Source organism: Nitrososphaera sp., from assembly GCF_013388945.1.
GTDB lineage: Archaea > Thermoproteota > Nitrososphaeria > Nitrososphaerales > Nitrososphaeraceae > Nitrososphaera.
The window spans coordinates 1-21,465 of sequence record NZ_JACAEH010000031.1 but is presented as its reverse complement, the minus strand read 5'-3'; the positions used below and the strand labels follow the sequence as shown (position 1 = coordinate 21,465).

The window sequence follows — 21,465 nt, the reverse complement described above, 5'->3', positions numbered from 1 at the left end:
TGATGCACGGTGAAAAATATAGTAAACGTTTATAGTCCCCAATCAAATTTTTTCTAAAAGAGAGATGCCCAAGTTCAAGTCGACCCAAGAGATACTCAAAATCATTGGTAACAAGGATCAGATACGCAATTTCGGAGTCATTGCCCACGTTGACCACGGCAAGACTACCATGTCAGACAGTCTCCTTGCCGCCTCGGGCATCATCGCGCCCTCTGTTGCCGGGCAGGCACTTGCACTCGACTCGATGAAGCTAGAGCAGAACAGGCAGATGACCATCAGGGGCGCCAACGTCACGCTGCTGTACGAAAGCGAGGGCAAGGACTATGTCATCAACATGATAGACACACCCGGCCACATCGACTTTACCGGCAGGGTTACACGCGCACTTCGCGCAATCGACGGCGTGGTCGTCGTCTCAGACTCTGTAGAAGGCATCATGACCCAGACAGAGACAGTCACGAGGCAGGCGCTTGAGGAGCGCGTCAGGCCGGTGCTTTACATCAACAAGATAGACAGGCTCGTGAAAGAGCTGAGGCTGGACGCGCCGGCCATGCAAAAGTGGCTGTAAAACATCATTGCCGATTTCAACAGGCTCGTCGACCTCTATGCAGAGCCCGAGTACAAGGACAAGTGGAAGGTTAGCATCCAAAGTAATACTGTGGCGTTTGGGTCTGCAAAGGACAGGTGGGGATTCAACTTCAAGATGGCCCAGAAAAAGGGCGTCAGCTTCAAGGACGTTTACGAAGCCTACACAGCAGAAGGCACGGACAAGATAAAGGCGCTTGCAGAAAAATCACCGCTGCACGACGCGGTCCTTGGCATGGTGGTCGAGCACCACCCGCCGCCCCACGTGGCGCAGAAATACCGTATCCCGAAAATCTGGCCTGGCGACCTCAACTCCGAGATAGGGCAGGCACTGCTGAACTGCGACGAGAAGGGGCCGGCCATGATGATGGTGACGACCATCAACGTCGACCCGCAGGCAGGCAGGGTCGCGACAGGCCGTCTGTATTCGGGCACCATAAAGGACGGCGACGAGGTCTACCTTATAGACGCCAAGAGGCCCGGCAAAGTTCAATCAGTGAACATCTACATGGGCAACACGCGCGAAGTGGTCAGCGTGCTCCCTGCAGGAAACATACCTGCGCTTCTCGGGCTTGACTACGCGGTGTCTGGCGAGTCGATATCGACGGTCAAGACCGCGACAGCGTTTGAGTCGATCAAGTACGTATCTGAACCGGTGGTCACGATAGCAGTAGAGCCCAAGCACCCCAAGGACCTGCCCAAGCTTGTAGAAGGCCTGCGCAGGATAACCGTCGAGGATCCCAACCTCATAGTCAAGATAAACGAGGAAACAGGCGAGACTCTCATGGCAGGCATGGGCGTCCTGCACCTTGAAATCGCTACATCCTTGCTGCAGGAAATGGGGCTTGACATTGTTACAACCCAGCCGTTGATCAACTACCGCGAGACCATCCGCGCAAAGGCTGGGCCAATAATGAGCAAGTCGCCGAACAAGCACAACAAGATATTCCTGCGCGTCGAGCCGCTGCCGGAGGACATTGTCGATCTTATCAGGACTGGCAAGCTCAAGGAAGACATGGACAAGAAGGAGATGGCAAAGATCCTCAGAGAAAAGGGCTGGGGCACCGACGAGTCAAGGAGCGTCCAGGCCATCGACGTATCAGGCAACATGCTAGTCGACGAGACCAAGGGCGTCCAGTTCATCCAGGAGTCGATGGACTCTATCAGGTCAGGCTTTGACGACGTGATAAAGAACGGGCCGATTGCAAAGGAGCAGGTCAGAGGCGTGAAATTTGTCTTGCACCACTTTGTCCCGCACGAGGACCCTGCTCACAGGGGCCTTGCGCAGCTGATGCCAGCGACAAGGCGCGCCATGCTCGGATCGATACTGATTGCAGACCCTGTCCTGCTTGAGCCAATCCTTGGCATCGAGGTCAAGTGCCCGCAGGAGCAGATAGGCGTAGTCGCAGGCATACTGTCTGGCAAGCGCGGAAAACTCCTTAACGTCGAACAGAAGGGCATCATCGCCATCATACAGGGCGAGGTGCCTGCCTCTGAGACATTCGACCTGTCGGAATCCATGAGGGGCGGGACTGCAGGCAAGGCGATGTGGACCACGTTCTTCAAGTCGTGGTCTCCTGTGCCAAACTCGATCTTCAGGACCTTGGTGGCTGACGTGAGGAAGAGGAAGGGACTGAGCCCCGAGCCGTCAAGCCCGGACGAGTTCATAGACAAGGAGTAAAAATAGCCATCCCCCGTCCCACGCTCGCAAATCCGCGTGCTGTCGTAAAATACTTTGTCTGCGGGGCCCCTTAACGGGCCCAGAGCATGACGCTGAAGGGAAAGAAGAATCATTACGGGGTAAAGCTGCTGAGGGGGTACGGGGCCTCAATTCGGCTGAAGGATAACAGGGTTGTATTGAGAGGCGCCTTTCCTAGATAGGTAGTCCCAGTGCTTTGAGCTCCTCTTCAGGCACTTGGATGGGCGAGAATTCGACCTCAAGGGGCCCAGAAAGGGCCTTTGCACATATCTCATGCTGTATGGGCGCGATACGGATAACGCTGACAGGAATCTTGGCAATGCTATCAAGTTCTGCTAGCACTTCCTTTGCCTGAGAGTTGGAAACGAAAAAGTAATCGGGTTTTGATAACATAGGGGCCTCCGGCGTGCTAGGCAAGGCGAAGATTACACCTAGCAGACTGGGGTACATCTCTCCCCTTTCTTTCATAATGTGTGCCAATTCCGCCGCTAATGCAGCCGGATCAAATGGCGCAGCTCTGAAATCCATGACTACAACCTGCCTGTGGTATTCGCTGCTTTGTTGGTATTTGTCTTCGAGTTTTGATATTATCTTTGCTCGGTAACAAGATACATGTTGTCTTGTCCTTAGAAGCGAATAGTTTCCTCTACTCTTCTGCTTCCGTAGAACCTGTATCGATGGTCGGTCCTTGTCGTTGGCGTACATGTATACGAGCCAATCATGGCCCATGTTTTCAGATAGGAATGAACGAATCTCAACTAGCTCCTGAATCTCAGGTGAATACACGTGTACAGCCGTCACTTCAAAGGCTACGTCCTTGGCACCATAGTCTGGCGTCCTACCGGGGCCCCTTGAAATGCGATGCCCCTGCAGTCCCAGGGAAGATAACAATTCTTTTACATCTTTTTCAATTGCCTTCTCCAGCTGGACGCTGGAGATAAGATCGGTCACAGAACCGGACAGAGCGTCAATGAATTTATGGCTTGTGACGAATTAGAATCGAGTATAGTGGGTTAGGTCTCTGGTCATAGCTTTCCACGTAGTGCCGGTAGGAGGTTCTTCAGGGTCCGTCTCTCGCCAGCCCAGAAAACCTTGCCAAAGAGGGATTCCGGGTAGAGGCCCACAATGGGCTGCTCCAGTAGGACACTCTTCTTCTTTAGAAGAAAAGCCATTATCGTTGAACCCTTGTCCCTGCCCATAGCTTGAAAGATCTCAAGAGGTATGCCCGTCTTCAAAAAGTCAACATGGCGCTCTTTGTAGACTTTCCTGTCCTTCTTGTGACCGCGATATGGAAATCGCTTACTGCCGTCTTCAAGGTAGAAGTGCCAGATGTCAAAGTCGTTTATCCCCCATTCTGGATTAAGGTAATGCGTAGCGGCACCTTGGCATAGGCATATGCCGACAAGCTTGTCTTTGAAGTCTTTCAAATGATCATTTCTATCAAAATAGTCATTGTGCTCCTCTAGGCTCATACGCTGCAAGGCTCGCAGCTGCCTCTTGTCGAGTTTGGAGAAGAGCCTGTTTACTTTCTTGTTTGACCGCTTCTTCACCGGCTAGCCAAACTTTGATGATATATGAATATGCCCTTATCGCGATAGGGGCCCAAATTCAAATTCATTGAATTGTTTGCAAAATTCACAAAATCTTAGGGCTCTTTTTATGGAACATATAATATGTTCTCGCCAATGAAACGCATAACCTACGACAAGACAAGGTTCAAACCAATCATGGTGGCCTTGGACGTATACAGGGCGCTGAAAAGTGCCAAGGGGCCCTTGGAGTCTTTCACGGACGTCGTCCGCAGACTAGTCAGGAACGCAGCCGGCAGGGACATCGACTGGTCGGTTGTCAAGCCAGTACAGTCATCTGTCAGGGACTTTTACGGGAGTGACCTCTTTGCCTAGAGAAGTAGTCATTCTGGGCAAGAAGCACGACGACGAAAAGTCAGACAGTGGCGCCGGCATGGCGCACCAGCTAGTACCGGCTGCAGCAAAGGAGCTCGAACCAGTCCGGAAAGCTGTAGACAAGCTTATTGATGACGTTTACAAGTGAACCCACTAGATCGTGCCAAGTCCTCGTAGTAGCTCAGCCAGCATGCATATAGATCAACTATATATCGTCATTTTGTTAATCACTATTAATTGGTAGATAATCTCGGTCGAGATTCCGGTTCGGAAATAAAGAAAGTAGAGACATTGCCTGCCGAGACATCATTATTGATAAAGGAAATTCGAAAGAGTCTTGAAGCAACGTATGAAGCCCACCAAAAATTAGTAGTCGGAATGAATGAGTGGAGCATCAACGACTTCTTCTTTCAAAAAGCTGGATCAAGCAAGTGGAAACAGACTTTATTATTCATGGTAGCGTATCCCGATCAACAACTCCTAAAATTGTCCGAGTACAACAAGCAAAGGTCAAGAAATAGAGTGAATGCTTTCCTTGATAATGTCATTAGCGTCTTGGACGATTACGCTCTATTCAAAGGTGGGGTCGACAATGAAATCACCTCTATCAAGAATTTTGCTGAACAGTATAGGAGGCGTTTCCCTAAATCTCGGCATAAGAGGTCAGTTACACAGATAGCTGCAGTTCTGTCAGCAATATTTTCAGCAATCATGCTCGGTTATACTTTGTTGAATGCAATAGATCCGAGTGGCTTTACTTTTTTCGGCATTCTTATCTCCTTTGGCGGTTTAGCAGTAATGGGCTCGGCAATCTCTGCTATGATATTGTTTGGAATCGATTTACGCCTGTATTTATGGCAAAGAAAACTGCTTAAGCAATTCGATGTAGTGAAAAAGGAGAATGTGACATATGGTAGGCTTCGAAAGCTGACAAGGTTGATGAGTCACGACCTTCATAAGAGCTCATGAAGTCATTTCTTGTATTGAAATTGCTATGACAAGTCCCCCCCCCTATTAACGCCAATTAAGTTGCTGACATAATTGCAAAGGAGAGCGATATTGAATGGAAGGATGAGCATGACGAGAATTATCACCCCGAACAGGAAGGGCAAGTCGCCACTAAACAGATTCGCATGCCACACACTTAGCAAAGTAAGTATTAATTGCACAGATTCCGATATGGCTCTGAGCCTGTTGCAATGAAACGAGAGTGGTTGCAAGATTATAGTCAGAAAGAGCTCCAAGAACTTGACAGGTATTTTAAGAAAGTCCAAACCAGTGGACTGTCAGAAAGTGATAGATTTCCGGAGCCAAGTAGGTTTAGCACTAGACTCATCGAGCCAATTGTGATTGCAGATCGACGAGTCTTCTACTTTGATAATGAGAAGATATGGTCTCAAATCCCATTTGCAGGAACACTCATTATTCCACTGCACCCAGTACCTGAAAAAGACCTTCTAACCGCAACCGCTTTCGACAAAAGCGATATAAACAAATTGATAGACCTTGCAAAAGAAACCGGGCGAGTCCAATTCATGTTGGCAGCTGACCCACTTTTTTATGAGGGCCTTGATTACTTGGATCCAATTTTCGAGCAGCTGAATCCTCCGCTCATGCAGACTGTACCCTACTCAGCATATACCAAAGATGGTGATGTAATCCGTTGGCAAGAAGAATTCCGAGCGTTGGCAAGTATTTCATTCGCCAAGCACGTAGAAGATTCAGTGCGAAAGCAAGTGGGAGACAGCTATGATAACGCGTTTCAGGTAACTATGCTTAACAGGCAATCGACCTATGTCAGGCTAAAAGTCCTTCGTCAAGACGACCTCCTTGAATGGCTTAGTGCCCTAATGATTGATGAGCCTGAGATAGCCGACATTGGTCTTGGCGCAATAGCCCAAGCGACAGATCCGCTATTTAGTGGTCTTAGAGGAAATACAAACTTTAGCCTCAAAAGAGTTAAGGCATTCGGACTTGACGCATTGGGTTTACCTCAGACCAGCTCGATAAAGTACCCCATAGAGATCGGCAAATTCTTAATGCAAAAGATAGCCATCAATCCTTCTAGCTACTATGGTTGCCTTGATGTCATAGAGCATTACGATAAAGAACAATTGTACAAGGTTCTTCAGTCGCTAGACAAGGGGGTAAAGGAACAGATGATGGATAATGTCGTAAGCGACGTAAGGGAGCTTGAAGACATAATGAATAACATATGGAGTACTGCTCAGCGGATTGGCAAAGCAAGCAAGGTCATCCAAGGTGGGTTTAGAATAGCGCTTGGATTAGCGGGGCTTGGATTGAGTTCAATGGTTCTCCCACCCGCTGCAAGCCCGGTTGGATTATTGGCTGCTCTAGGAGTGAACGTCGCTGATCAGTATTTTGAAGGGAAGGGTCTTGGGGAACGCATAGCCAAACTACTCAACAAGAGATACATCGCTACTATCTATGATTTCAGCCAAAAATATTCCTTACCTGCCTCTCCTTCACAATAAAATAGGCAGAGAATTCACACAATAATCGGCCATATCCTGACTGAATATTTTGGCTATCGTAATTTCCTGACACATTGACAATCCATCGCGCCGCTTTATACCATGCTTGAATTTGTACGGCCTTTCTGACTGGAATTTCCTTTCCAATAGTTCCAAGAATCGCCTTATCAAGCCGTCATCCAGTACGATCCTTCCTTCCCTTGTCCATACATAGTCTTTCTTGGTTATGCGATAGTTGTGGTTAGTGTCAGATGCAATTTTGTAAGCAGCGTACTCTACCAACCACCGAAAAGGCTCTATCAGGTCATACACTAGCGCCTGAAAGGAATTATGCATGGTGTGGAAAAAGCCATAGTAAGGGTCAAGGCCAAGGCCGTTGACGTACTTGGCAATCTCTCCGGCAAGCACTGTATAGCCATAGTTTAGCAATCCGTTGATAGGGTCAGACGCGTACCGGTTTCCTGTCTTTATCCCGCCGCCATTGCGTGAGACAAAGCCATACTTCTTGTCAAACAACTTGGCATAATTCCTAAAGTAAAGGTGTCCTGCCCTTGCTTCAATTGTCAAAAGGTCGCGCTTGTCTTTTGCACTCAATTTTCGTAATATACGAAGATAGTCCATCAATTGCCTCCTGCACCTCTGGCCGATGGATTGACTGCAAGAACTGAATCTGGCTTTCTAATTTCGCTTTCAATGTCTGCTTTTGCAGGTACGCGACTTTTTCAGGATTGCGAAAAGTGTCATATTGCGCTATACGGTAATTTGTAGCAGTAGGGCTTGACATGACCTTGTGCATTGCCGTTATCAGGTTTCCGTAAGTGTCTGTCAGGATGATGTTGATGTTGTGGTCTGTCAGCAGCTTGACTGCTTCCGTTGACAAGTAGCCCTTGCCAGAAATTACAATCCTCTCATACGGTATCTGAGTTACAAACCATTCCTCTGTCCCCTGTTCGCCGGTAAAAGGGTCTCTTCCACCTTTCAAGCATATCCGGTTGTCCTTTAGGTTGATTGAAACGCCGTACCCCCTCAGCAGCTTTACCCCGTAATGATTCTTCTTTCCCTTCAGCGTCATGCTCTGGGCCCGTTAAGGGGCCCCGCAGACAAAGTACTTTACGACAGCACGCGGATTTGCGAGCGTGGGACGGGGGATGGCTATTTTTATAGACAAGGAGTAAAATCCTGTCTCACCCTTTTCTTCAGGGTTTTGCACGCAGTGTCTACGTTATGATGCAGGTCAGGGTTGGGTACCGCCGCTCGGCATCAGCCTGTACTTGCGGACGATCTTCCTTCCGGCCTTTTCCCGACGGGCAAGGACGCGACCCTTGAATAATCTGGAAGGCCTGTCCTCGGGCCGGGCCAGCTCTATCTTTATTCTGGACGGCACCCTGCAGGTGAACACCAGCCCCTGAGTCGGGTCTATCTGAATCCTGCCTTGTCCTATTCCCTGCGCGGTGCACTCGACGTTGACTGGAGGCAGGTTCCTGCGCGCCTTGCCCAGCTCAGGATAATTCACCACAAGCTCCGCCTTAGTATTGTTTATCGTGTTTGTAACAGAATAGGTGCCGGGCCGGATGACCAGTGCAGACAGCACGTCACCGTCTTTCAACTCGCGGCTGTCAAACACCTTTGCCTGGACGCCCTTCTCGGACCTGTATACCTCGACCGCGTAGCCGGATCCTGCCGAGACGTGGAACACCGCGTATCCGCCTGCCTTTAGGGTGTAAAGGTCAGGAGCCGTGTCTTTCAGGTTGATGCTGACCTGCGCCGGCTGAAAAGGCTGCGGCGCCTGGGACTGCATGGCCGCACTCGGTCCGCCTTCTGCCACCATGATTGCAAACCTGCGCGACGTGACATCCCGCTGCGTGACTGCACACTCGTAATTGCCCGGCCTGTCGAACCTGTGGACGACTGTGGTCATCATGGAAAGCGACCCGCTGTCGATGTTTACTTGGGCAAACAGGTTGCGGTTTATGTTCAGGTTCATGCCTAGCTCCCCACGTCTCCTTCCACTACCATCTCGTTTGTATTAACCCTGATGCCGAGGAACTCTATCGGTATCTTTACCGGGATAAGGGGGGCGACCGGGTTTGAAGGCGTCGGCGCCGGGTTGGCCGGCAGGATTTCAAGCGGATCCTCAAGCTCAAACAGCGTTATGGCGATGTACTGGCTTATCGCGTCAATGAGCGCCTGGAATATGCCCAAGTTGCCTATCAGATCCAGCAGGAACTCGCCGACGTCGTCGGGTATGTCAAGCACGGTCCGGATTATCCCTTCTATCCCGCCCAGGACAAAGTCGATAAAGTCAATCGCCCACTGATCAAGTCCCAGGGAACCCAGCAGGCTGTCTATGGCGTCCACTATCATGTTGTGGAAGAGGTCTCCGATCGTGTCGGCGATGTCGATTATGTCCAGGTCTATAGGGAGCGTCGGCACGAGGGCTATCTGCCACCTGTTTGGTACGCCGGTGCCAACCCCGTAGAACGCCTTAGGGATCGCGCTGAACGTGATTTCAGACGTGATAACGCCGCTCAGGTTGATGGGAATCGAGATGTCCGGGCTGCCCGTGAACAGGTCTATTGAAGGCGCCGAGACTAGGCATCCTCCAAGCGGGTTGGGGATGATGCAAAAGCCGCCTATAGTTGTTGTCGGGATGTCTATGCCGACGGTCAGCTGCAGAGTGTCCCACTTTACGTCAAGCTCGCTCACCACTATCGAGCCGTTGCTACGCAGGTCGATGGTGCCGCCTTCCAGGTGCGCGGCCACAGAGTACGACGCGGTAAAGATGCCGGCGCTGCCAGAGCCTGACTTGGAAAAACTGAAGCCTTTCAGCACGGCGCCGTAGATCTTTTTGAACGCGCCTTCAGATATTGCGGCTGTCAGGTCAAATGTCCCCGTGCGGGTGCGCGGGCGCACAGTCCTGGTTATCGTGCCTCCGCCCCCTCCCCCTCCGCCGCCACCCGAGCCGCTCGGCGAGACCTGTATTTTCAGGTCCACCTTGTCCAGCTTGACGAACACCTTGAGCTGGTCGTCTTCGATGGCGGGGTTGTTCGGGACAGTCGTCGAAGCCGAGACTTGGATGCCGCCTGAAACCTGCACGTCAGGCGTGCTGGTGGCAAAGTTGAACAGGCCAAACGCCAGCCTTGACGCATAATCCATAACGGGAGGAAGGATTCCATGGTTGAGGACCAGCCGGGCATAGCACTCGATCGAATTTTCCAGCCCCTCCGGTTTCAGGTCCACTATCTCTATGCCGTCGACGCGGGGATCTATCCTCTGGCTCCCGGGCACACCCGTTATCTTGCAGCCGGCGGTAGCGAACAGGTCAAGGCAGAAGCATTCCAGCTTTGTGGTGGGCAGGGTCGTGGTGCTCTCGCGGCCAGGAAGGATGACGTTGGCCGGCAGGGCGTCGCGCAGCGATGACGCGGAATGCAACACACGTTCTTTGACAATGCTTGTATCAAAAGTCGAAAGCCTCCCGGGCAGAACGATGTCCCTCGAGGGGCATCCGATGCCCGCGCAGACCCGGAAATGCACTGCCATGCGCTGGCTGGCAAGTGGGCTGAGCTCTGGAGGAAGCGTAAAGACATTACCCCTGAAAAAGTCTATTTCGCCCTTGGAAAGCTGGACTCCGAAATTAAGCGCCAGACCGGACGAGCCTATCGAGCCAGGGGGAAAGCCTGTCAGCCCGATGACAGGGAGCGGGTCAAGGCTCGTGACGACGGGGTTATGGTTTGCGCCTACCTCTGGCGCTACGTCTATCGGCTCGCAGAGCAGCTGCGGGTTGGACGCCACAAGTGGGGTTCCATAGTTAAAGAGAGACGGCCGCTGGCGCATTATGTGCCTGACAAACCTGTTGATTCCAGCGTCCTGAATTGCTGCATAAATGTCACAATTACTAGTTAAAGACACAGCCTTTGTCCATATAAGGTGTTTTTAAGCATTCTGCAAGCAGATTCGATATCCCACCATAATAATCCCAAAAACATGGTTAGACATTTGACTATTCCGGCCCGATTATTGTCCTCTTGCAACAATCAAACGAATCTAGACATTCCATAAAAAGAGAAACCTTTTTTTCCACACTTTTGTGCCGCTTTTTTTACAACAGAAATGTGATGGGTAACACTGTTGCGATTGGCATAAGAGCGCGTTCTGCGAATAACAGTCGTGTCAGAAAACACACAGCAGATGTACCCTACCTTTACAATAGCCTCGAATGACTTTGAAAAGGACCTGCAAATCATAAAGGTCATGTTCGCAGGTCTTCAAGAAATGACCCATACCAAGGACGGCTTTAGGTTCAGCGAAAGTGCGCAGCTTGCCGCAGGCTGGTGGTTCTACGATGTCTTTGTCACGCAGGATTTTGCAAAAAAGATGTTTGAGACGGTCCTACCGCAAGAGATGCACAACATGAGAGGCGCGACTCTTGGAATTGCAAGCGTGCTGCAAGGCCAGCTCCGCAAGTACGGCTCTGACGCCAGGATAAAGGTACACGGTGACGTTCCGTTTGCAGCTCCGTGGTGGGCGTGGCTCTTTAGTTAAGGGACTTGTGTACATGGCGTAGTACGCCGGTAACAATTGGAATTTTAAAAAATTAAGAAAAGGTGAGAAGGAGCTACGCCGCTTCCACGTATCCTTCCATCGTCAGCTCCCATCCGTTGACCTCGTTCCTGAACATGCCGCTGTTTCCTTCAAACGCCAGGGCGATGTTCTCTCCGCTGTCTTTTGGAAGTTCCGCAGTCTCGTCTGCATTGCCCCTCAAGGACAGCTTGACTATGTCTCCCGTGGCGTCATCTGTCGCAAGAGCGCGCATCCTGAGGACATCGCCATTGTCGGAGTATATGGCATATCCAATCTGGATTGTGTATGCCTTGTCGCCTATGGTCACATTGCCGCCCAAGACGTCAAACAGTACAAGCGACCTGACGGACTTCCATACTCCCAGCGTTGCATTGACGCTGGCGTTTGCTGTTGACGTGCTATTGTCAGCCAAGCCTGTTGCCGAGAGCATGTATCGTGCGCCGGGCTCGTATTCACCCGGACTTGCCGGCTGCGCGCTCGTGTGCCTGTCGTGTATCTCTCTTGCGTCATGGTTTTCGACAATCTCTCTGTCCCTGTCCTCGCGCCTTTCTCTGTCCTGGTCGTCCTCTTCGCCGACTATGGTAAACGAGCCGATGTTCAGGGTCATGTCTGTCTGCTCAAGCTGAAGCTTGCAGTCGGAGTAAGTACCAGCATCCAATTCTATGTCGGATTCAAGCTCTCCTTTGCCGCCTTCCACCTTGAAAGCGTCTTCCAGGTTAAGGTTGACTGCAGGGTTAGTGCATGACAGCAGGGCGCTGTAGGTGCCGTACTCCAAGTCAAGACCTTGGATCTTTAGCTCGATTTCAAGGCCATCGTCTTCGACAGCAATCTTGGTCTTGGATTCAGACTGGTCTCTGTCATGTTCCCTATCACGTTCACTGTCTGTGCTCTGGTCGTTTCTCCTGTCAGCTGATGCTCCTCTGTCGTCATCCTCTTCATCGTCGCTTGCTCCGTCATCTTCAGAATCAGAGGAATCGTCTTCCTGCCCGCGCTCATCGTCTCTCGACTCATCGGTCTGGTCGTCCTCCTGCGCGTTTGCTATGATTGCAGGAGTCAATGTTCCCGCAACTGAAACTGTCAGTATCAGGACCAGAAGCCCTGCTATAATCAACGTTCTTTTCATACCGGAACCACTCTCAATTCATACTTAAATCTAATTATAAGTTTGTACAGATGCCGCCTCTACATCGTCTCCTTTAACGTCTTTTCCGCTCGCCGTGTCTGATACTATGCTGACGCAGTCATAATGCTGTTCCTTATTTTCCTGACAAGCGCCCTGTGGTCGTAAGGGTCTTTTGCAAGGATTACAAGCATCAGCTGCTGTCCCATCGGGAAGTTAAAGTTGTCGAGGTCCCGGAAATTGATCATCACGTACCCCACCGGCCCAAAGTACTTTTCATTCGTCTGCGGTATGCCTACTGCCATCTGGACCTGGGTGATGAATCTGGGTATGTCCTTCTCGTCAGGCGCCCAGCCGCCGGGCCTGATGTACAGGCCCAGGACTTTGTTTATGGAAATCACGCCTGCAAGAATCACGCTCGGGTCGTCCTCTACCACCTTCTTGCAAAAGTCGGTATAGTCCACTGGGGGCTTGAACAAGAGCCTGCTAGAAAAGCGTTTCAGCGGCGCCTCTATTCGAAATTCAGCCCAGCTGCCACAGCCTCGGGTCACTGCACGATTCCAGCTTCAGTATGTTGTTTGAGCACATTTCTTTTAGCAACTCCAGGTCTTCGCACTCGCCAGATTCGGCGCATTTCTGCAGCATCGCACTTGCTTCTTTGTCGATCTCTTGGCGCATGGTGTCCTTCATCTCGTTGTTCTTTGCGGCAAGCGATTTCAAGCCCTGCGCGGACTCGGTCGCGTTGCCAGAGCCGTTGCTTGAAAGAAACGGCGCGGCTCCCCCTGCGATGCCGGGGATCTTGGGCGCCATTCCCATCCCAACTACGCTCATTATGAGTATGACAAACATCGTTATCCCCATACCCATCGCCTTTGCCGGGCCGACCATGTGCAAAAATCGCGCGGCCGGCCTTATATGAAAAAGCACGGCCTTTTTTAGACAGACAGGCAGCGTATGTAACAATCTCTACACCTGCCTGCTTATCGGGCTGGCCCTCGCACATATTGAGGCAATGCGGAGGTTCTTCCGCCTGACAGAGCCGTGCAGGTTCTCTCGCTACTGCGAGTACTACCGAAAGGACAGCATGACCTGCAACGACGACGGCGAGGCCGTACACTATTGCGGCATTTTAAGGCAGGCGGTAACTGCTGTAAGCGTGCCTGACGCCGCATGATGTATGAAGGATCCATAACAGTTTTAGACCTGCCCCGCCCATCGAGTTCGCCAATCGCCTAATGCTCTTGAGAGGTGGTAAAGCTTGGGTTGCAGTCGCCGTTTCGCTCCTTGCAGCAAGCGCCTTTGCTGTACGGCCGGCCTACGCGGCAGGGCCAGGGGACCTTGCCACGGGCTTTATGGGCTTTTTCGAGTACAAACTTGACGTGGACTCTTCTGAGCTGTTCCCAAGCGAGCAGGTCAAAGACGATCTGATTGCGAAAAGCGAGCCGAGCCAATTTGCTATAGCAGAGATAGAGCGGGAGATAGCGGGTTTCAAGGTGAGCGCGCAGGACGTCCTGATGAAGCTTAGCCCGTCAAAGCTGGACCAGTCCACCACGCGAATCGACGTAGACGTACAGGGCAGGATGGTCGAGATAAACGGCATATTTACAAAGACATACAGCAACGTCGATGTCGACGGCATTTACGGCGTCTACAACGCCGCCACGGACAAGGTCACGATACACGTGCCCTTTGCAGTCGCGCTGTCGCTCCTTTTCAGGTAGCAGGTATCGAGAAGTAGAAAGTCGCGCCCTTGCTCTTGTTGTTCTCGGCCCATATCCTGCCGTCGTGGGCCTCCATTATCGCCTTTGAAAGGTAGAGCCCGATCCCTGTGCCGGAATCTGAAGCTGTGACAAACTTTTCAAAGAGCCGGGGCATCACCTTGGGGCTTATGCCGGTGCCCTCGTCGCGCACGCTCACCTCGACCTCTCCGCCAGATTTCTTTGTGGCTACTTTTATCGTGCCTTTCTGGGTGAACTTGAGCGCGTTGTCAAGCAGGTTGTAGACCACCTGCGAGACCCTTGCCTCGTCGGCGTTAACCACTAACTTGCCTGCAGGCTCGAACACCACCCTGACGTTTTTGCTCCTTACCTGGTTCTGCGCGTCCGCGCACGCCTCCTTGAGCAGCGCGTTCATGTCAAACTCGGCCTTTCTTAGTATCAGATTCTTGTTGTCCACCTTTGCCACGTCGAGTATGTCCTGTATGAGCCTCTGCAGTCGCCTCGTGTTCCTGACAATGCCTGCTATCTCGGGCCTCTCGCCCATCTCTTCCCGCAGGCCGTCCACGAAAAGCATGATGGGGGTTATGGGGTTTCGAAGCTCGTGCGCGGCCACGCTTATGAACTCGTCCCTCTGCCTGCCAGTCGAGAGCAGGCTGTCTATTAGCGCTAGCTCGCGCCACTGGATGTCAAAAAGCGTGCGGAACGACCTGACTGCAGGCGGGCTGTTTGTGTAAAGTATGAACCCCCTTGCCTGCTCGTCGCCCTCGCTTTCTTCAACCACGATGCACTTTTTGTCGTCGACGATGAGCAGGCTCATGCTTGATTCCTGGCCGCTCACCACCTTCAGCTTGGGCGCCACGGACGCCAGGTACTCCCTGTCCTCGTCGCCCAGGGGCGATATTATCCTGACTTCTGCGTGCTTTATCCGGGCCTTGTCTGCAAGCGCCTCTATGACGCCGGCTGCCCTTGACTTTGCAAACGACGTCCTGTGCGGCAGGAGGAGCGACACCTTCTTCTCCGCAGACCTTACAAGCTCGGCAAAGGTCTTGCTTGCCTCCGCGTGGTCGGTTATCAATTCCATAAATTCGCGCTCTCTTCCGTCGTGTATCTCCGAGAACCTCTGCTGCGCCGGCCTTGACATTGCCCAGAGCATCTCAAACGTGTAGCGCTGCTGCTCGACGATCTCTTTTGCGCTGCTGTAGATGAGCTGTGGCACCGGCTTTTCCTTGACAAGAAGCGTCGTTGACATGAACGCGTTTTCCGAAATCGCGCTGCCGCCCTTGATATTGTCAAGGTGCCTGACTTCGGCTATCTTGGCAAGCTCCTTTGCAACTTCGACGTTGTCCGGGGTTATCTCCGTCAGGAACCTTATCTTGGCGCCCTTGCTGACTGCGTTGACAAGGCCCATGCTTATCTGCTCTACCTTCATGGCGACGCTTGGCGCTTCAGAGCTTGCGACGACGTCGATGGTCCTGGCGTCGGACAGAAAGCCCAGTATTGTCTTGGTGGTCTCCTCGCCTCCGCTGACTACAAAAGTGGTCTCCCGCACCAGCCGGCTCCGCCATACGGTAGGTTTGATGAAGATAAAAGAGTGTCGCACACTTTTGGATACGGGTAATCAGATGTAGCCGTTTAGGGGTACAATCTGGCTCCTAATGTGGCAACTTTGCAAAACCACCTAGTGCATCCGAAGCCCGCACTTTACATAGTATTTCTGGTGGTACTCTTCTGCCTTCCAGAAAGCCGACGCGGGCGTTATTTCAGTCACTATCTTTCTGCTCACGCGTGGCTGCAGTCGCTCTATCATAGCCTTTGCGGCAGACTCTTGCTCGGGCGAGTGGAAGAATACCGCCGACCTGTACTGCGTGCCCATGTCCGGCCCCTGCCTGTTTGGAGTCGTCGGGTCGTGGTTTGCGAAAAAGACCATGAGCAGCTCTTCAAACGAGACAGCTTCCGGGTCATAGTCCACCTGCACCACTTCCGCGTGGCCGGTCCTGTCGGTGCAGACCTGCTCGTACGTGGGGTTCTCGAGCCTGCCTCCCATGTAGCCGACGGCAGTCGACCTGACCCCCTTTATCTTCATGAAAACGTCCTCGGAGCACCAGAAACATCCCATCCCAAATGTGGCCTTCATGCACTGACTTGCACAGGATGGGAAATTAAGCCTTTTTCCAGTTTGATACCGGATCAGGAGATCCGGCCTTCCCTGCGCAGCTCGTCGAGGATCTGCATGAGGGTTTCGTAGTCTACGTCCACGTTGTTCAGGATGACCGCGTGGTCTGTCGTGTGGTTCTTCCTGATGAACTTGTCGACTGCCGCCTTTTTTTTCTGGTACTTGCGGTCCTGCACCGGTTCTGGCTGCGCGCATTGCCAAATAAACAATCCGCAACAGTTTTGTGCCGTCTGCGCAGAATACCTTCTGTGAAGCTTGCGGCGTTTGACATGGACGGCACGCTCCTTGACGGCCGGCTGGTGTTCGCGCTCTCTGAAAGGATGGGGCTTGACGGCAGGGTCAGGGCCATCCAGTCCGACGAAAAGCTTGCCTCTCATGAAAAGACTGCCATGATAGCCGGCCTGTTTGCGGGCGTGACAAGACGCGACGTCGAGTCTGCAGTAGAGTCCATACCGCTTTCAAAAAACGCCGAACAGGCAGTATCGGCGCTAAAGGGGCGCGACTACAAGACAGGCATAATAAGCGACAGCTACACCGCTGCAGCTGGCGTCGTCGCGTCGCGCCTTGGCATGGACTTTGTCGCGGCAAACGACCTTGTCTTTGAAAACAGCGTCGCAACGGGCAGGGTGAACATGCCGATGGGCTGGGAAAAGATAGGCTGCTTTTGCCATCTGTCTGTGTGCAAGCGCTACCACCTGGAAAAATACGCGGACATGTTTGGCGTCCAGCTTGTGGACACCCTTGCCGTGGGCGACACCCGTGCGGACATCTGCATGATAAGGCGCGCCGGCTTTGGCGTGGCGTTCATGCCTAAAGACGACGACGTGAGAAACGCAAGCGAAAACGTGGTGGCGACGCCGGACATGATGCAGGTCATAAGATTACTTGACGCTGCACCTTGAAATCGACCTTATGCTCCTTGCAAGAAGTAATGGCGCTATCGCAAGCGCAGGCAGGCTTGCTGCTATGAACAGGGTCTGAAACGGCGCAAGGGCACTTGCGCTGGCCCCCGCCCCTATCACGCCAAAGCCGAGCACCGCAGAAAGCAGGCTGCCGGCGCAGGTAGGGCACCCAACAAACAGGCCGGTCGTGGCGCCAAGCCCGCCCACAATCGACATGTTGGTTTGAACCGTTTTCCTCAGCCTGTACGCGTAGGCGCTCAAGGCGATGTTGAAGCCGACCATCATCGAGACCACGGCTGCAAGAATCACGTTTACAGGTATCACGAGGAGCAAAAAGTGGTCGGTGAAGTAGACCGTGAACATGGGCATGTATCCCGGCGCGCCGCAGCACGGGATCATCTCTGCCGACGGGACTGCTATGCCTTGCTCCGAAAAAGACACGTCGGGCCTCAATACAAGTATCTGCGAAAGAAAGCCAAAGAATATGCCGTAGCCTATCGCAGAGACTGCCATCATCTTCCAGTATCTTTTGTCAGAAAACGCGCCGGTGACAAACGACATCAGGCTTGAGCCACCTGCAAGGCGCGCCTGCTCTGCGCGAAATATCCTGTACGCGCCGTAGGTGGCAGCAGCCATAGAGGCTGCCGTAATGGCAAGCGTGGCGTACGCCATGCCCGTCAGGTCCTGCGGCTGCACCGTGCCGGAGGTGCCCGAGAGGCTGGAGTATATGATAAACGCAATCGCAAGTGAGAAGGCGCCTACAAAGAGCGTCCTGAAGCCGCTTTCGCGGCCTGCCTTCCAGGCCATGCGTGCGTATATGCGGGTTTGGGATTAAATCGTATCGCCGGCAAACCCTTAATTCGGAGTAGTGCGGATTTAGCGTCAGATGTCAGAGGAAGCTCCTGACGACTATGTCAACGCCCGGATAAGCTACGTGGGGTTTGTGGACCAGGTCGGACTTGAAGGCGTTGTCATCCTGAAATCCGAGGATGGCAAGGAGTTCCCGATGCGGGCTTTTTCAGGCGAGGTCGCAAGGCACATCTCGCGCTTTCAGGAAGGCGACAAGGGCGCCATACCTACCATCTACAACCTGGTGGAGGAGCTTGCGGCCATGGGCGACCTGCTCCTGACGGAAGTGCGCGTCTACCAGAGCGGGACCGTTCTTCGGGCAAACCTCTACTTCAAGACCCGCAAGGGCGAGCTCATCCTGCGCAACTACCGCGCGTCAGATTCTATTGCGCTTGCGGCCTACTATGACATCCCGATAAAGGTCAGAAAGAGCCTGTTTGAAGAGGCAATAGACGTCAAGTAACGATGTCTGCCAGCCGCCGCTCTTTTGCAGCGTTCTTTATCTCCATCGCAATCCTGCGCCCGACGCCCATCGTGTGGCCGAAGTAGTATTTCGTGTAAGGGCTCGTGGTCGCCATTATGGGATTCCCGGGCACTCTCAGCGAGACGTCGTAGACGACAAAGTCAAGGTCGGTGGTTACCACGCTCTGCAGTGAAATGGGGCCTATTATGCCCGGAGGGTACTCTTTTTTCACCGCGCCTGCAAACTTGTCGCCCATCTCAAACACCTTTTCTAAAAGCGACTCGCGGATGCTCGCTGGCGTGTGGCCGACTTCGATGTTCTGCGTCTGCACGTCCAGCTCCATCTGCTGCTTTGCCGGGATTGAGACAAAGTCGTGGAGGTTGGTCTGCAGGCGCCTCTCTATGCCTAAAAACTCTGTCTCGTCTGTCAAAGGCGAGTGGAAGAAGTTGAGGTTAAAGTATGTTCCAAGCACGTACTCCTCGATTACGGCGTTGTCAAGGTCCTTCTTGCTGACCATGCCCTGTTCTATCTTTTGCTTTGACTTTTTCTTGTAGTCCTCGTACGAAGTCACGATGAAAAACGCGCGCTCGAGCTTGCGCTTTGCCTCCTGCACCTTTACCATCGCCGGGCCGGCGATGTCGGAAGGCTTGCGGTAGATCTTCGGGTGGCGCAGGCCTGCTTTTTCAAGAAGGTAGTACTGGTTGCGCGCGGCTGTGCGCTCTTCTGCGCGCAAAAGCGACCTGTTGCCGAACACCGGAACTTTAAAGTTATTTTCGATGTTGTCGTAGCCCAGGTACGCGGTAAACGCCCTGTGCGCCACCATCACGCAGTTCATGTCGCGAAGTCTTTCCTGGTTCTCCCGGTTCAAGACGTCGGAGAACTTGTCAAGCACGATTATCTCGTCCGCAAGGCGCCCAAACCGCCTGTAGGGAAGGTCGCGGCCCTTCTGGCAGATGCACACCGTCCTCATGCCCTCGTCCTTAGCGCCGTCCATCACCTCAAGGGCAGAGTGGCTGCCTATGGTGCCGATGGTTATGTTCTTTGCATCGTATCTGTTGACAATGCCTGCTATCTGCTGGTGGCCTAGCAACATGAAAGAGAAAAGGAGGTTGTAATAAAAAGCCTACTTTTTGGTCTTGTTGAGCTCGACTTCAATTGCCGCCCTGAGCTCGTCGTCGTTCTTGTTGGTGTAGTTGATGCCAAGGGACTCGGCTATCTCCTCGAGCTTTTCCCTGCCGACAGTCCCGGAGCTCTTTAACTGCTGGAGCTCGCGCTTTGCCTCCATCCGGGCCTTCTCGTACTCGGCGCCGGCCTTGCCAAACGTGCGCGCAAGCTCGGGTATCTTTTTGACCCCAAAGAACACCACCACCACGATGACTATGATGAAAATCCATTCCATTCCAGTAGGTATCTGCATGAGCAGGTTATGCAGTCCCGCGGCCATTTAGGGTAACTTGTCTGCCTTGGGATTTAAGTGTTAGGTAAGGGCGGCCAACTTTTTCGCCCTGCTCTCGACGGCAAGCATGCCTATGAGGTACAGGCCGAGCATGGGCAGAGCCACAAACCACATCGTGACCCCGCTCCCGTCAGGCGTGATTATCGCCCCGAAAACAACTAGGATGATGACTGCGTAGCGCAGGTTGTCGCGCCAGAACTTGGGCGATATGGCGCCGGTCAGAGATATGCCGTACATCAGGACCGGCAGCTCGAACGATATGCCAAATGCAAGCAGGAACTGGAGCACGAACGAGATAAAGTCGGTGATGTTGAAAAGCGGGACGACGTTTATCGCCTCTCCAAACTGGTACAGGAACACCAGCACGTACGGCACGACGACCAGGTACGAGAACACGATGCCGGCCACAAACAGCGCTATCGCCGGCGCAGTCATCCTGGCTATCCCCTTCCTTGCGCCCGGGCTTATCGCCGGCGAGATAAAGCCGGATATCTCCTTGACTATTATCGGCATCGAGCCTATGATGCCTGCAAGAATTGCGACGTAGACCTGCGAAAAGAACGCCTGGCCCGGGGCTATCTGGACAAGGGTCACGTTTTCAGGCAGGAGCGTTTCCTGCATGTAGATCATTATCCTTGCAGAGACGTTGTGCACAGGGTCAGGATACGGGTATGCAAGCTGCACGCCGGCGTACTCGACAGGCCGCAGGTCAAACATCATGCAGAATATTGTGATGACGATGACTGCTACGACGACCCTGATGACCCGCACCCTCAGCTCGTCGAGGTGCTCGCCAAGCGACATCTCTGCGGCCATCAGGGTATGTTAGTCAAATGCTGGATATATTCTAGTCGGGGCCCGGTATCGGGAGCGCCTTGCCGGAGGGGAGCTTCCACGCCTCGGAGTCGATGTCCTCCTTGGTGGCCTTCTCAAACTCTATTGTCAACTCGACGGGCGCGTTGAACTTGAGCGAGATCTCGTTTGCAAGCATGCCTACGGACTTGCCGTCTGCAAATTCTTTGGAGCCCTGCAAGAAACCCCTGTTCTGCCTGTAAAGAAGCTGCCCGCCGAACTTGCCCTGCAAGAATGACGCCAGCTCGTCGACGGTCTTTTTCGGAACGTCGTTAAAGTAAAAGCAGATGCCGTGCACCGGCTCCTTGTCAAAGGGCGTGCCATAGCGGTACCAGAACACCCCAAAGTGCTCGTACTCGCCCTGCATGCACTTTATGTCCCAGTGGTTGGCCTTCTCCGCAGGATACGCTGAATCCAGAAAGTCGGTGATGCCAAGACGCCAGTACCTTACGCGCACAGGGCATCAATGACCCGGGGCATTATAATAACGTCACGAAGGCGCCGGCTTTGTAAAAAAGCCGCCTCTAGATGCCTCTGCCTGCACATTTACAAAGCCAGGCTTGGACCCTGTACCCAATCCGGACAGGTCCCGACCCCTTTTCTACCCAGCAGAAAAAATGTTACATTGTGTAACATTTTGAGCACGAAAAAATGATACAATTTTGCAT

General features: G+C 52.8%; 26 protein-coding genes and 1 pseudogene. 10 read left to right on the top strand and 17 right to left on the bottom strand.

Annotation, left to right across the window (positions count from 1 at the left end):
- The first annotated feature begins 64 nt into the window (after positions 1–64).
- A pseudogene (locus HXY31_RS12120) lies at positions 65–2,266 on the top strand (elongation factor EF-2).
- 192 nt (positions 2,267–2,458) lie between these two features.
- Here the strand turns inward: HXY31_RS12120 and HXY31_RS12115 are convergent.
- Both HXY31_RS12115 and HXY31_RS12110 read right to left on the bottom strand, forming a co-directional pair.
- Positions 2,459–3,235 (bottom strand): hypothetical protein, encoded by a 777-nt coding sequence (locus HXY31_RS12115; RefSeq protein WP_292643379.1) that lies wholly within the window; start codon positions 3,233–3,235, stop codon positions 2,459–2,461.
- Positions 3,236–3,309: 74 nt separating this feature from the next.
- Positions 3,310–3,834 carry a hypothetical protein gene (locus tag HXY31_RS12110; protein WP_292643377.1) on the bottom strand — a complete coding sequence of 175 codons (525 nt, stop codon included), beginning with the start codon at positions 3,832–3,834 and terminating at the stop codon, positions 3,310–3,312.
- A 135-nt stretch (positions 3,835–3,969) separates the two neighbouring features.
- Between HXY31_RS12110 and HXY31_RS12105 the strand changes: the two genes are divergently transcribed.
- The 4 genes from HXY31_RS12105 to HXY31_RS12090 all read left to right on the top strand — a co-directional run bounded on the left by HXY31_RS12105 (position 3,970) and on the right by HXY31_RS12090 (position 6,683).
- Positions 3,970–4,188 carry an antitoxin VapB family protein gene (locus tag HXY31_RS12105; protein WP_292643376.1) on the top strand — a complete coding sequence of 73 codons (219 nt, stop codon included), beginning with the start codon at positions 3,970–3,972 and terminating at the stop codon, positions 4,186–4,188.
- The gene (locus tag HXY31_RS12100) at positions 4,181–4,336 is read left to right on the top strand and encodes a hypothetical protein (RefSeq protein WP_292643374.1); all 156 of its coding nucleotides are present in this window, start codon (positions 4,181–4,183) and stop codon (positions 4,334–4,336) included. The genes HXY31_RS12105 and HXY31_RS12100 overlap by 8 nt, the downstream gene beginning before the upstream one ends.
- 89 nt (positions 4,337–4,425) lie before the next feature.
- Entirely contained in the window at positions 4,426–5,157 is a 732-nt protein-coding gene (locus tag HXY31_RS12095) for a hypothetical protein (RefSeq protein WP_292643372.1), read from the top strand.
- A 230-nt stretch (positions 5,158–5,387) separates the two neighbouring features.
- Positions 5,388–6,683 (top strand): hypothetical protein, encoded by a 1,296-nt coding sequence (locus tag HXY31_RS12090; RefSeq protein ID WP_292643370.1) that lies wholly within the window; start codon positions 5,388–5,390, stop codon positions 6,681–6,683.
- On the opposite strand, the gene cas1 is transcribed toward HXY31_RS12090, so the two are convergent.
- The 4 genes from cas1 to HXY31_RS12070 all read right to left on the bottom strand — a co-directional run bounded on the left by cas1 (position 6,675) and on the right by HXY31_RS12070 (position 10,592).
- The gene (gene cas1, locus HXY31_RS12085) at positions 6,675–7,250 is read right to left on the bottom strand and encodes a CRISPR-associated endonuclease Cas1 (RefSeq protein ID WP_292643368.1); all 576 of its coding nucleotides are present in this window, start codon (positions 7,248–7,250) and stop codon (positions 6,675–6,677) included. The genes HXY31_RS12090 and cas1 overlap by 9 nt on opposite strands.
- On the bottom strand, positions 7,240–7,755 hold the full coding sequence (locus HXY31_RS12080; RefSeq protein WP_292643366.1) for a CRISPR-associated endonuclease Cas1: 516 nt from the start codon (positions 7,753–7,755) through the stop codon (positions 7,240–7,242). The genes cas1 and HXY31_RS12080 overlap by 11 nt, the downstream gene beginning before the upstream one ends.
- A 162-nt stretch (positions 7,756–7,917) precedes the next feature.
- Complete coding sequence (locus HXY31_RS12075) at positions 7,918–8,667, bottom strand: hypothetical protein (protein WP_292643363.1); 750 nt, start codon at positions 8,665–8,667, stop codon at positions 7,918–7,920.
- A 2-nt stretch (positions 8,668–8,669) separates the two neighbouring features.
- A complete protein-coding gene (locus HXY31_RS12070; protein WP_292643361.1) occupies positions 8,670–10,592 on the bottom strand; it encodes a hypothetical protein in 1,923 nt (640 codons plus the stop codon).
- Positions 10,593–10,850: 258 nt separating this feature from the next.
- On the opposite strand from HXY31_RS12070, the gene HXY31_RS12065 reads away from it, so the two are divergent.
- Complete coding sequence (locus tag HXY31_RS12065; RefSeq protein WP_292643359.1) at positions 10,851–11,225, top strand: hypothetical protein; 375 nt, start codon at positions 10,851–10,853, stop codon at positions 11,223–11,225.
- A 73-nt stretch (positions 11,226–11,298) separates the two neighbouring features.
- Here HXY31_RS12065 and HXY31_RS12060 read toward each other — a convergent pair whose 3' ends face one another.
- From HXY31_RS12060 to HXY31_RS12050, 3 genes are all read right to left on the bottom strand, one after another.
- Positions 11,299–12,387: a hypothetical protein gene (locus HXY31_RS12060; protein ID WP_292643357.1), complete on the bottom strand. Its 1,089-nt coding sequence runs from the start codon at positions 12,385–12,387 to the stop codon at positions 11,299–11,301.
- A 104-nt stretch (positions 12,388–12,491) separates the two neighbouring features.
- The gene (locus tag HXY31_RS12055) at positions 12,492–12,863 is read right to left on the bottom strand and encodes a hypothetical protein (RefSeq protein ID WP_292643355.1); all 372 of its coding nucleotides are present in this window, start codon (positions 12,861–12,863) and stop codon (positions 12,492–12,494) included.
- 43 nt (positions 12,864–12,906) lie between these two features.
- On the bottom strand, positions 12,907–13,272 hold the full coding sequence (locus HXY31_RS12050) for a hypothetical protein (protein WP_292643354.1): 366 nt from the start codon (positions 13,270–13,272) through the stop codon (positions 12,907–12,909).
- Between the two features lie 124 nt (positions 13,273–13,396).
- Between HXY31_RS12050 and HXY31_RS12045 the strand changes: the two genes are divergently transcribed.
- Positions 13,397–13,558, top strand: a complete 162-nt coding sequence (locus tag HXY31_RS12045; protein ID WP_292643352.1) for a hypothetical protein — start codon at positions 13,397–13,399, stop codon at positions 13,556–13,558.
- Between the two features lie 67 nt (positions 13,559–13,625).
- Complete coding sequence (locus tag HXY31_RS12040) at positions 13,626–14,105, top strand: hypothetical protein (RefSeq protein WP_292643350.1); 480 nt, start codon at positions 13,626–13,628, stop codon at positions 14,103–14,105.
- Here the strand turns inward: HXY31_RS12040 and HXY31_RS12035 are convergent.
- From HXY31_RS12035 to HXY31_RS12025, 3 genes are all read right to left on the bottom strand, one after another.
- Positions 14,098–15,651: a HAMP domain-containing sensor histidine kinase gene (locus HXY31_RS12035; RefSeq protein ID WP_292643348.1), complete on the bottom strand. Its 1,554-nt coding sequence runs from the start codon at positions 15,649–15,651 to the stop codon at positions 14,098–14,100. The genes HXY31_RS12040 and HXY31_RS12035 overlap by 8 nt on opposite strands.
- A gap of 129 nt (positions 15,652–15,780) precedes the next feature.
- On the bottom strand, positions 15,781–16,236 hold the full coding sequence (gene msrA, locus HXY31_RS12030) for a peptide-methionine (S)-S-oxide reductase MsrA (protein ID WP_292643347.1): 456 nt from the start codon (positions 16,234–16,236) through the stop codon (positions 15,781–15,783).
- Positions 16,237–16,289: 53 nt separating this feature from the next.
- Positions 16,290–16,451: a hypothetical protein gene (locus HXY31_RS12025; protein WP_292643345.1), complete on the bottom strand. Its 162-nt coding sequence runs from the start codon at positions 16,449–16,451 to the stop codon at positions 16,290–16,292.
- A gap of 72 nt (positions 16,452–16,523) precedes the next feature.
- Here HXY31_RS12025 and HXY31_RS12020 point away from each other — a divergent pair, with 72 nt between their 5' ends.
- Positions 16,524–17,177 (top strand): HAD family phosphatase, encoded by a 654-nt coding sequence (locus HXY31_RS12020; RefSeq protein ID WP_292643343.1) that lies wholly within the window; start codon positions 16,524–16,526, stop codon positions 17,175–17,177.
- On the opposite strand, the gene HXY31_RS12015 is transcribed toward HXY31_RS12020, so the two are convergent.
- Positions 17,157–17,984, bottom strand: a complete 828-nt coding sequence (locus HXY31_RS12015; RefSeq protein ID WP_292643341.1) for a hypothetical protein — start codon at positions 17,982–17,984, stop codon at positions 17,157–17,159. The genes HXY31_RS12020 and HXY31_RS12015 overlap by 21 nt on opposite strands.
- A 79-nt stretch (positions 17,985–18,063) precedes the next feature.
- Here HXY31_RS12015 and HXY31_RS12010 point away from each other — a divergent pair, with 79 nt between their 5' ends.
- Entirely contained in the window at positions 18,064–18,489 is a 426-nt protein-coding gene (locus HXY31_RS12010) for a bifunctional nuclease domain-containing protein (RefSeq protein ID WP_292643340.1), read from the top strand.
- On the opposite strand, the gene HXY31_RS12005 is transcribed toward HXY31_RS12010, so the two are convergent.
- From HXY31_RS12005 to HXY31_RS11990, 4 genes are read right to left on the bottom strand one after another with little or no spacing between them, the layout of a single operon-like run.
- Positions 18,482–19,579 (bottom strand): formate--phosphoribosylaminoimidazolecarboxamide ligase family protein, encoded by a 1,098-nt coding sequence (locus tag HXY31_RS12005; protein ID WP_342816313.1) that lies wholly within the window; start codon positions 19,577–19,579, stop codon positions 18,482–18,484. The two genes, HXY31_RS12010 and HXY31_RS12005, sit on opposite strands and share 8 nt — an antisense overlap.
- A gap of 33 nt (positions 19,580–19,612) precedes the next feature.
- Positions 19,613–19,933, bottom strand: coding sequence for a twin-arginine translocase TatA/TatE family subunit (locus tag HXY31_RS12000; protein WP_292643336.1), 321 nt, complete (start codon positions 19,931–19,933; stop codon positions 19,613–19,615).
- Positions 19,934–19,966: 33 nt separating this feature from the next.
- On the bottom strand, positions 19,967–20,761 hold the full coding sequence (gene tatC / locus HXY31_RS11995; protein ID WP_292643335.1) for a twin-arginine translocase subunit TatC: 795 nt from the start codon (positions 20,759–20,761) through the stop codon (positions 19,967–19,969).
- Between the two features lie 31 nt (positions 20,762–20,792).
- Positions 20,793–21,254 carry a hypothetical protein gene (locus HXY31_RS11990; RefSeq protein ID WP_292643333.1) on the bottom strand — a complete coding sequence of 154 codons (462 nt, stop codon included), beginning with the start codon at positions 21,252–21,254 and terminating at the stop codon, positions 20,793–20,795.
- Positions 21,255–21,465 lie beyond the last annotated feature (211 nt).

What these genes read in the sequence shown, in the direction of transcription:
- HXY31_RS12000 (WP_292643336.1), bottom strand. Translation starts at nt 19,933, where the DNA reads ATGGCCGCGGGACTGCATAACCTGCTCATGCAGATACCTACTGGAATG.
- HXY31_RS12075 (WP_292643363.1), bottom strand. Translation starts at nt 8,667, where the DNA reads ATGAACCTGAACATAAACCGCAACCTGTTTGCCCAAGTAAACATCGAC.
- tatC (WP_292643335.1), bottom strand. Translation starts at nt 20,761, where the DNA reads ATGGCCGCAGAGATGTCGCTTGGCGAGCACCTCGACGAGCTGAGGGTG.
- HXY31_RS12105 (WP_292643376.1), top strand. Translation starts at nt 3,970, where the DNA reads ATGAAACGCATAACCTACGACAAGACAAGGTTCAAACCAATCATGGTG.
- HXY31_RS12045 (WP_292643352.1), top strand. Translation starts at nt 13,397, where the DNA reads ATGCGGAGGTTCTTCCGCCTGACAGAGCCGTGCAGGTTCTCTCGCTAC.
- HXY31_RS12015 (WP_292643341.1), bottom strand. Translation starts at nt 17,984, where the DNA reads ATGGCCTGGAAGGCAGGCCGCGAAAGCGGCTTCAGGACGCTCTTTGTA.
- HXY31_RS12080 (WP_292643366.1), bottom strand. Translation starts at nt 7,755, where the DNA reads ATGACGCTGAAGGGAAAGAAGAATCATTACGGGGTAAAGCTGCTGAGG.
- HXY31_RS12090 (WP_292643370.1), top strand. Translation starts at nt 5,388, where the DNA reads ATGAAACGAGAGTGGTTGCAAGATTATAGTCAGAAAGAGCTCCAAGAA.
- HXY31_RS12050 (WP_292643354.1), bottom strand. Translation starts at nt 13,272, where the DNA reads ATGGTCGGCCCGGCAAAGGCGATGGGTATGGGGATAACGATGTTTGTC.
- msrA (WP_292643347.1), bottom strand. Translation starts at nt 16,236, where the DNA reads ATGAAGGCCACATTTGGGATGGGATGTTTCTGGTGCTCCGAGGACGTT.
- HXY31_RS12010 (WP_292643340.1), top strand. Translation starts at nt 18,064, where the DNA reads ATGTCAGAGGAAGCTCCTGACGACTATGTCAACGCCCGGATAAGCTAC.
- HXY31_RS12060 (WP_292643357.1), bottom strand. Translation starts at nt 12,387, where the DNA reads ATGAAAAGAACGTTGATTATAGCAGGGCTTCTGGTCCTGATACTGACA.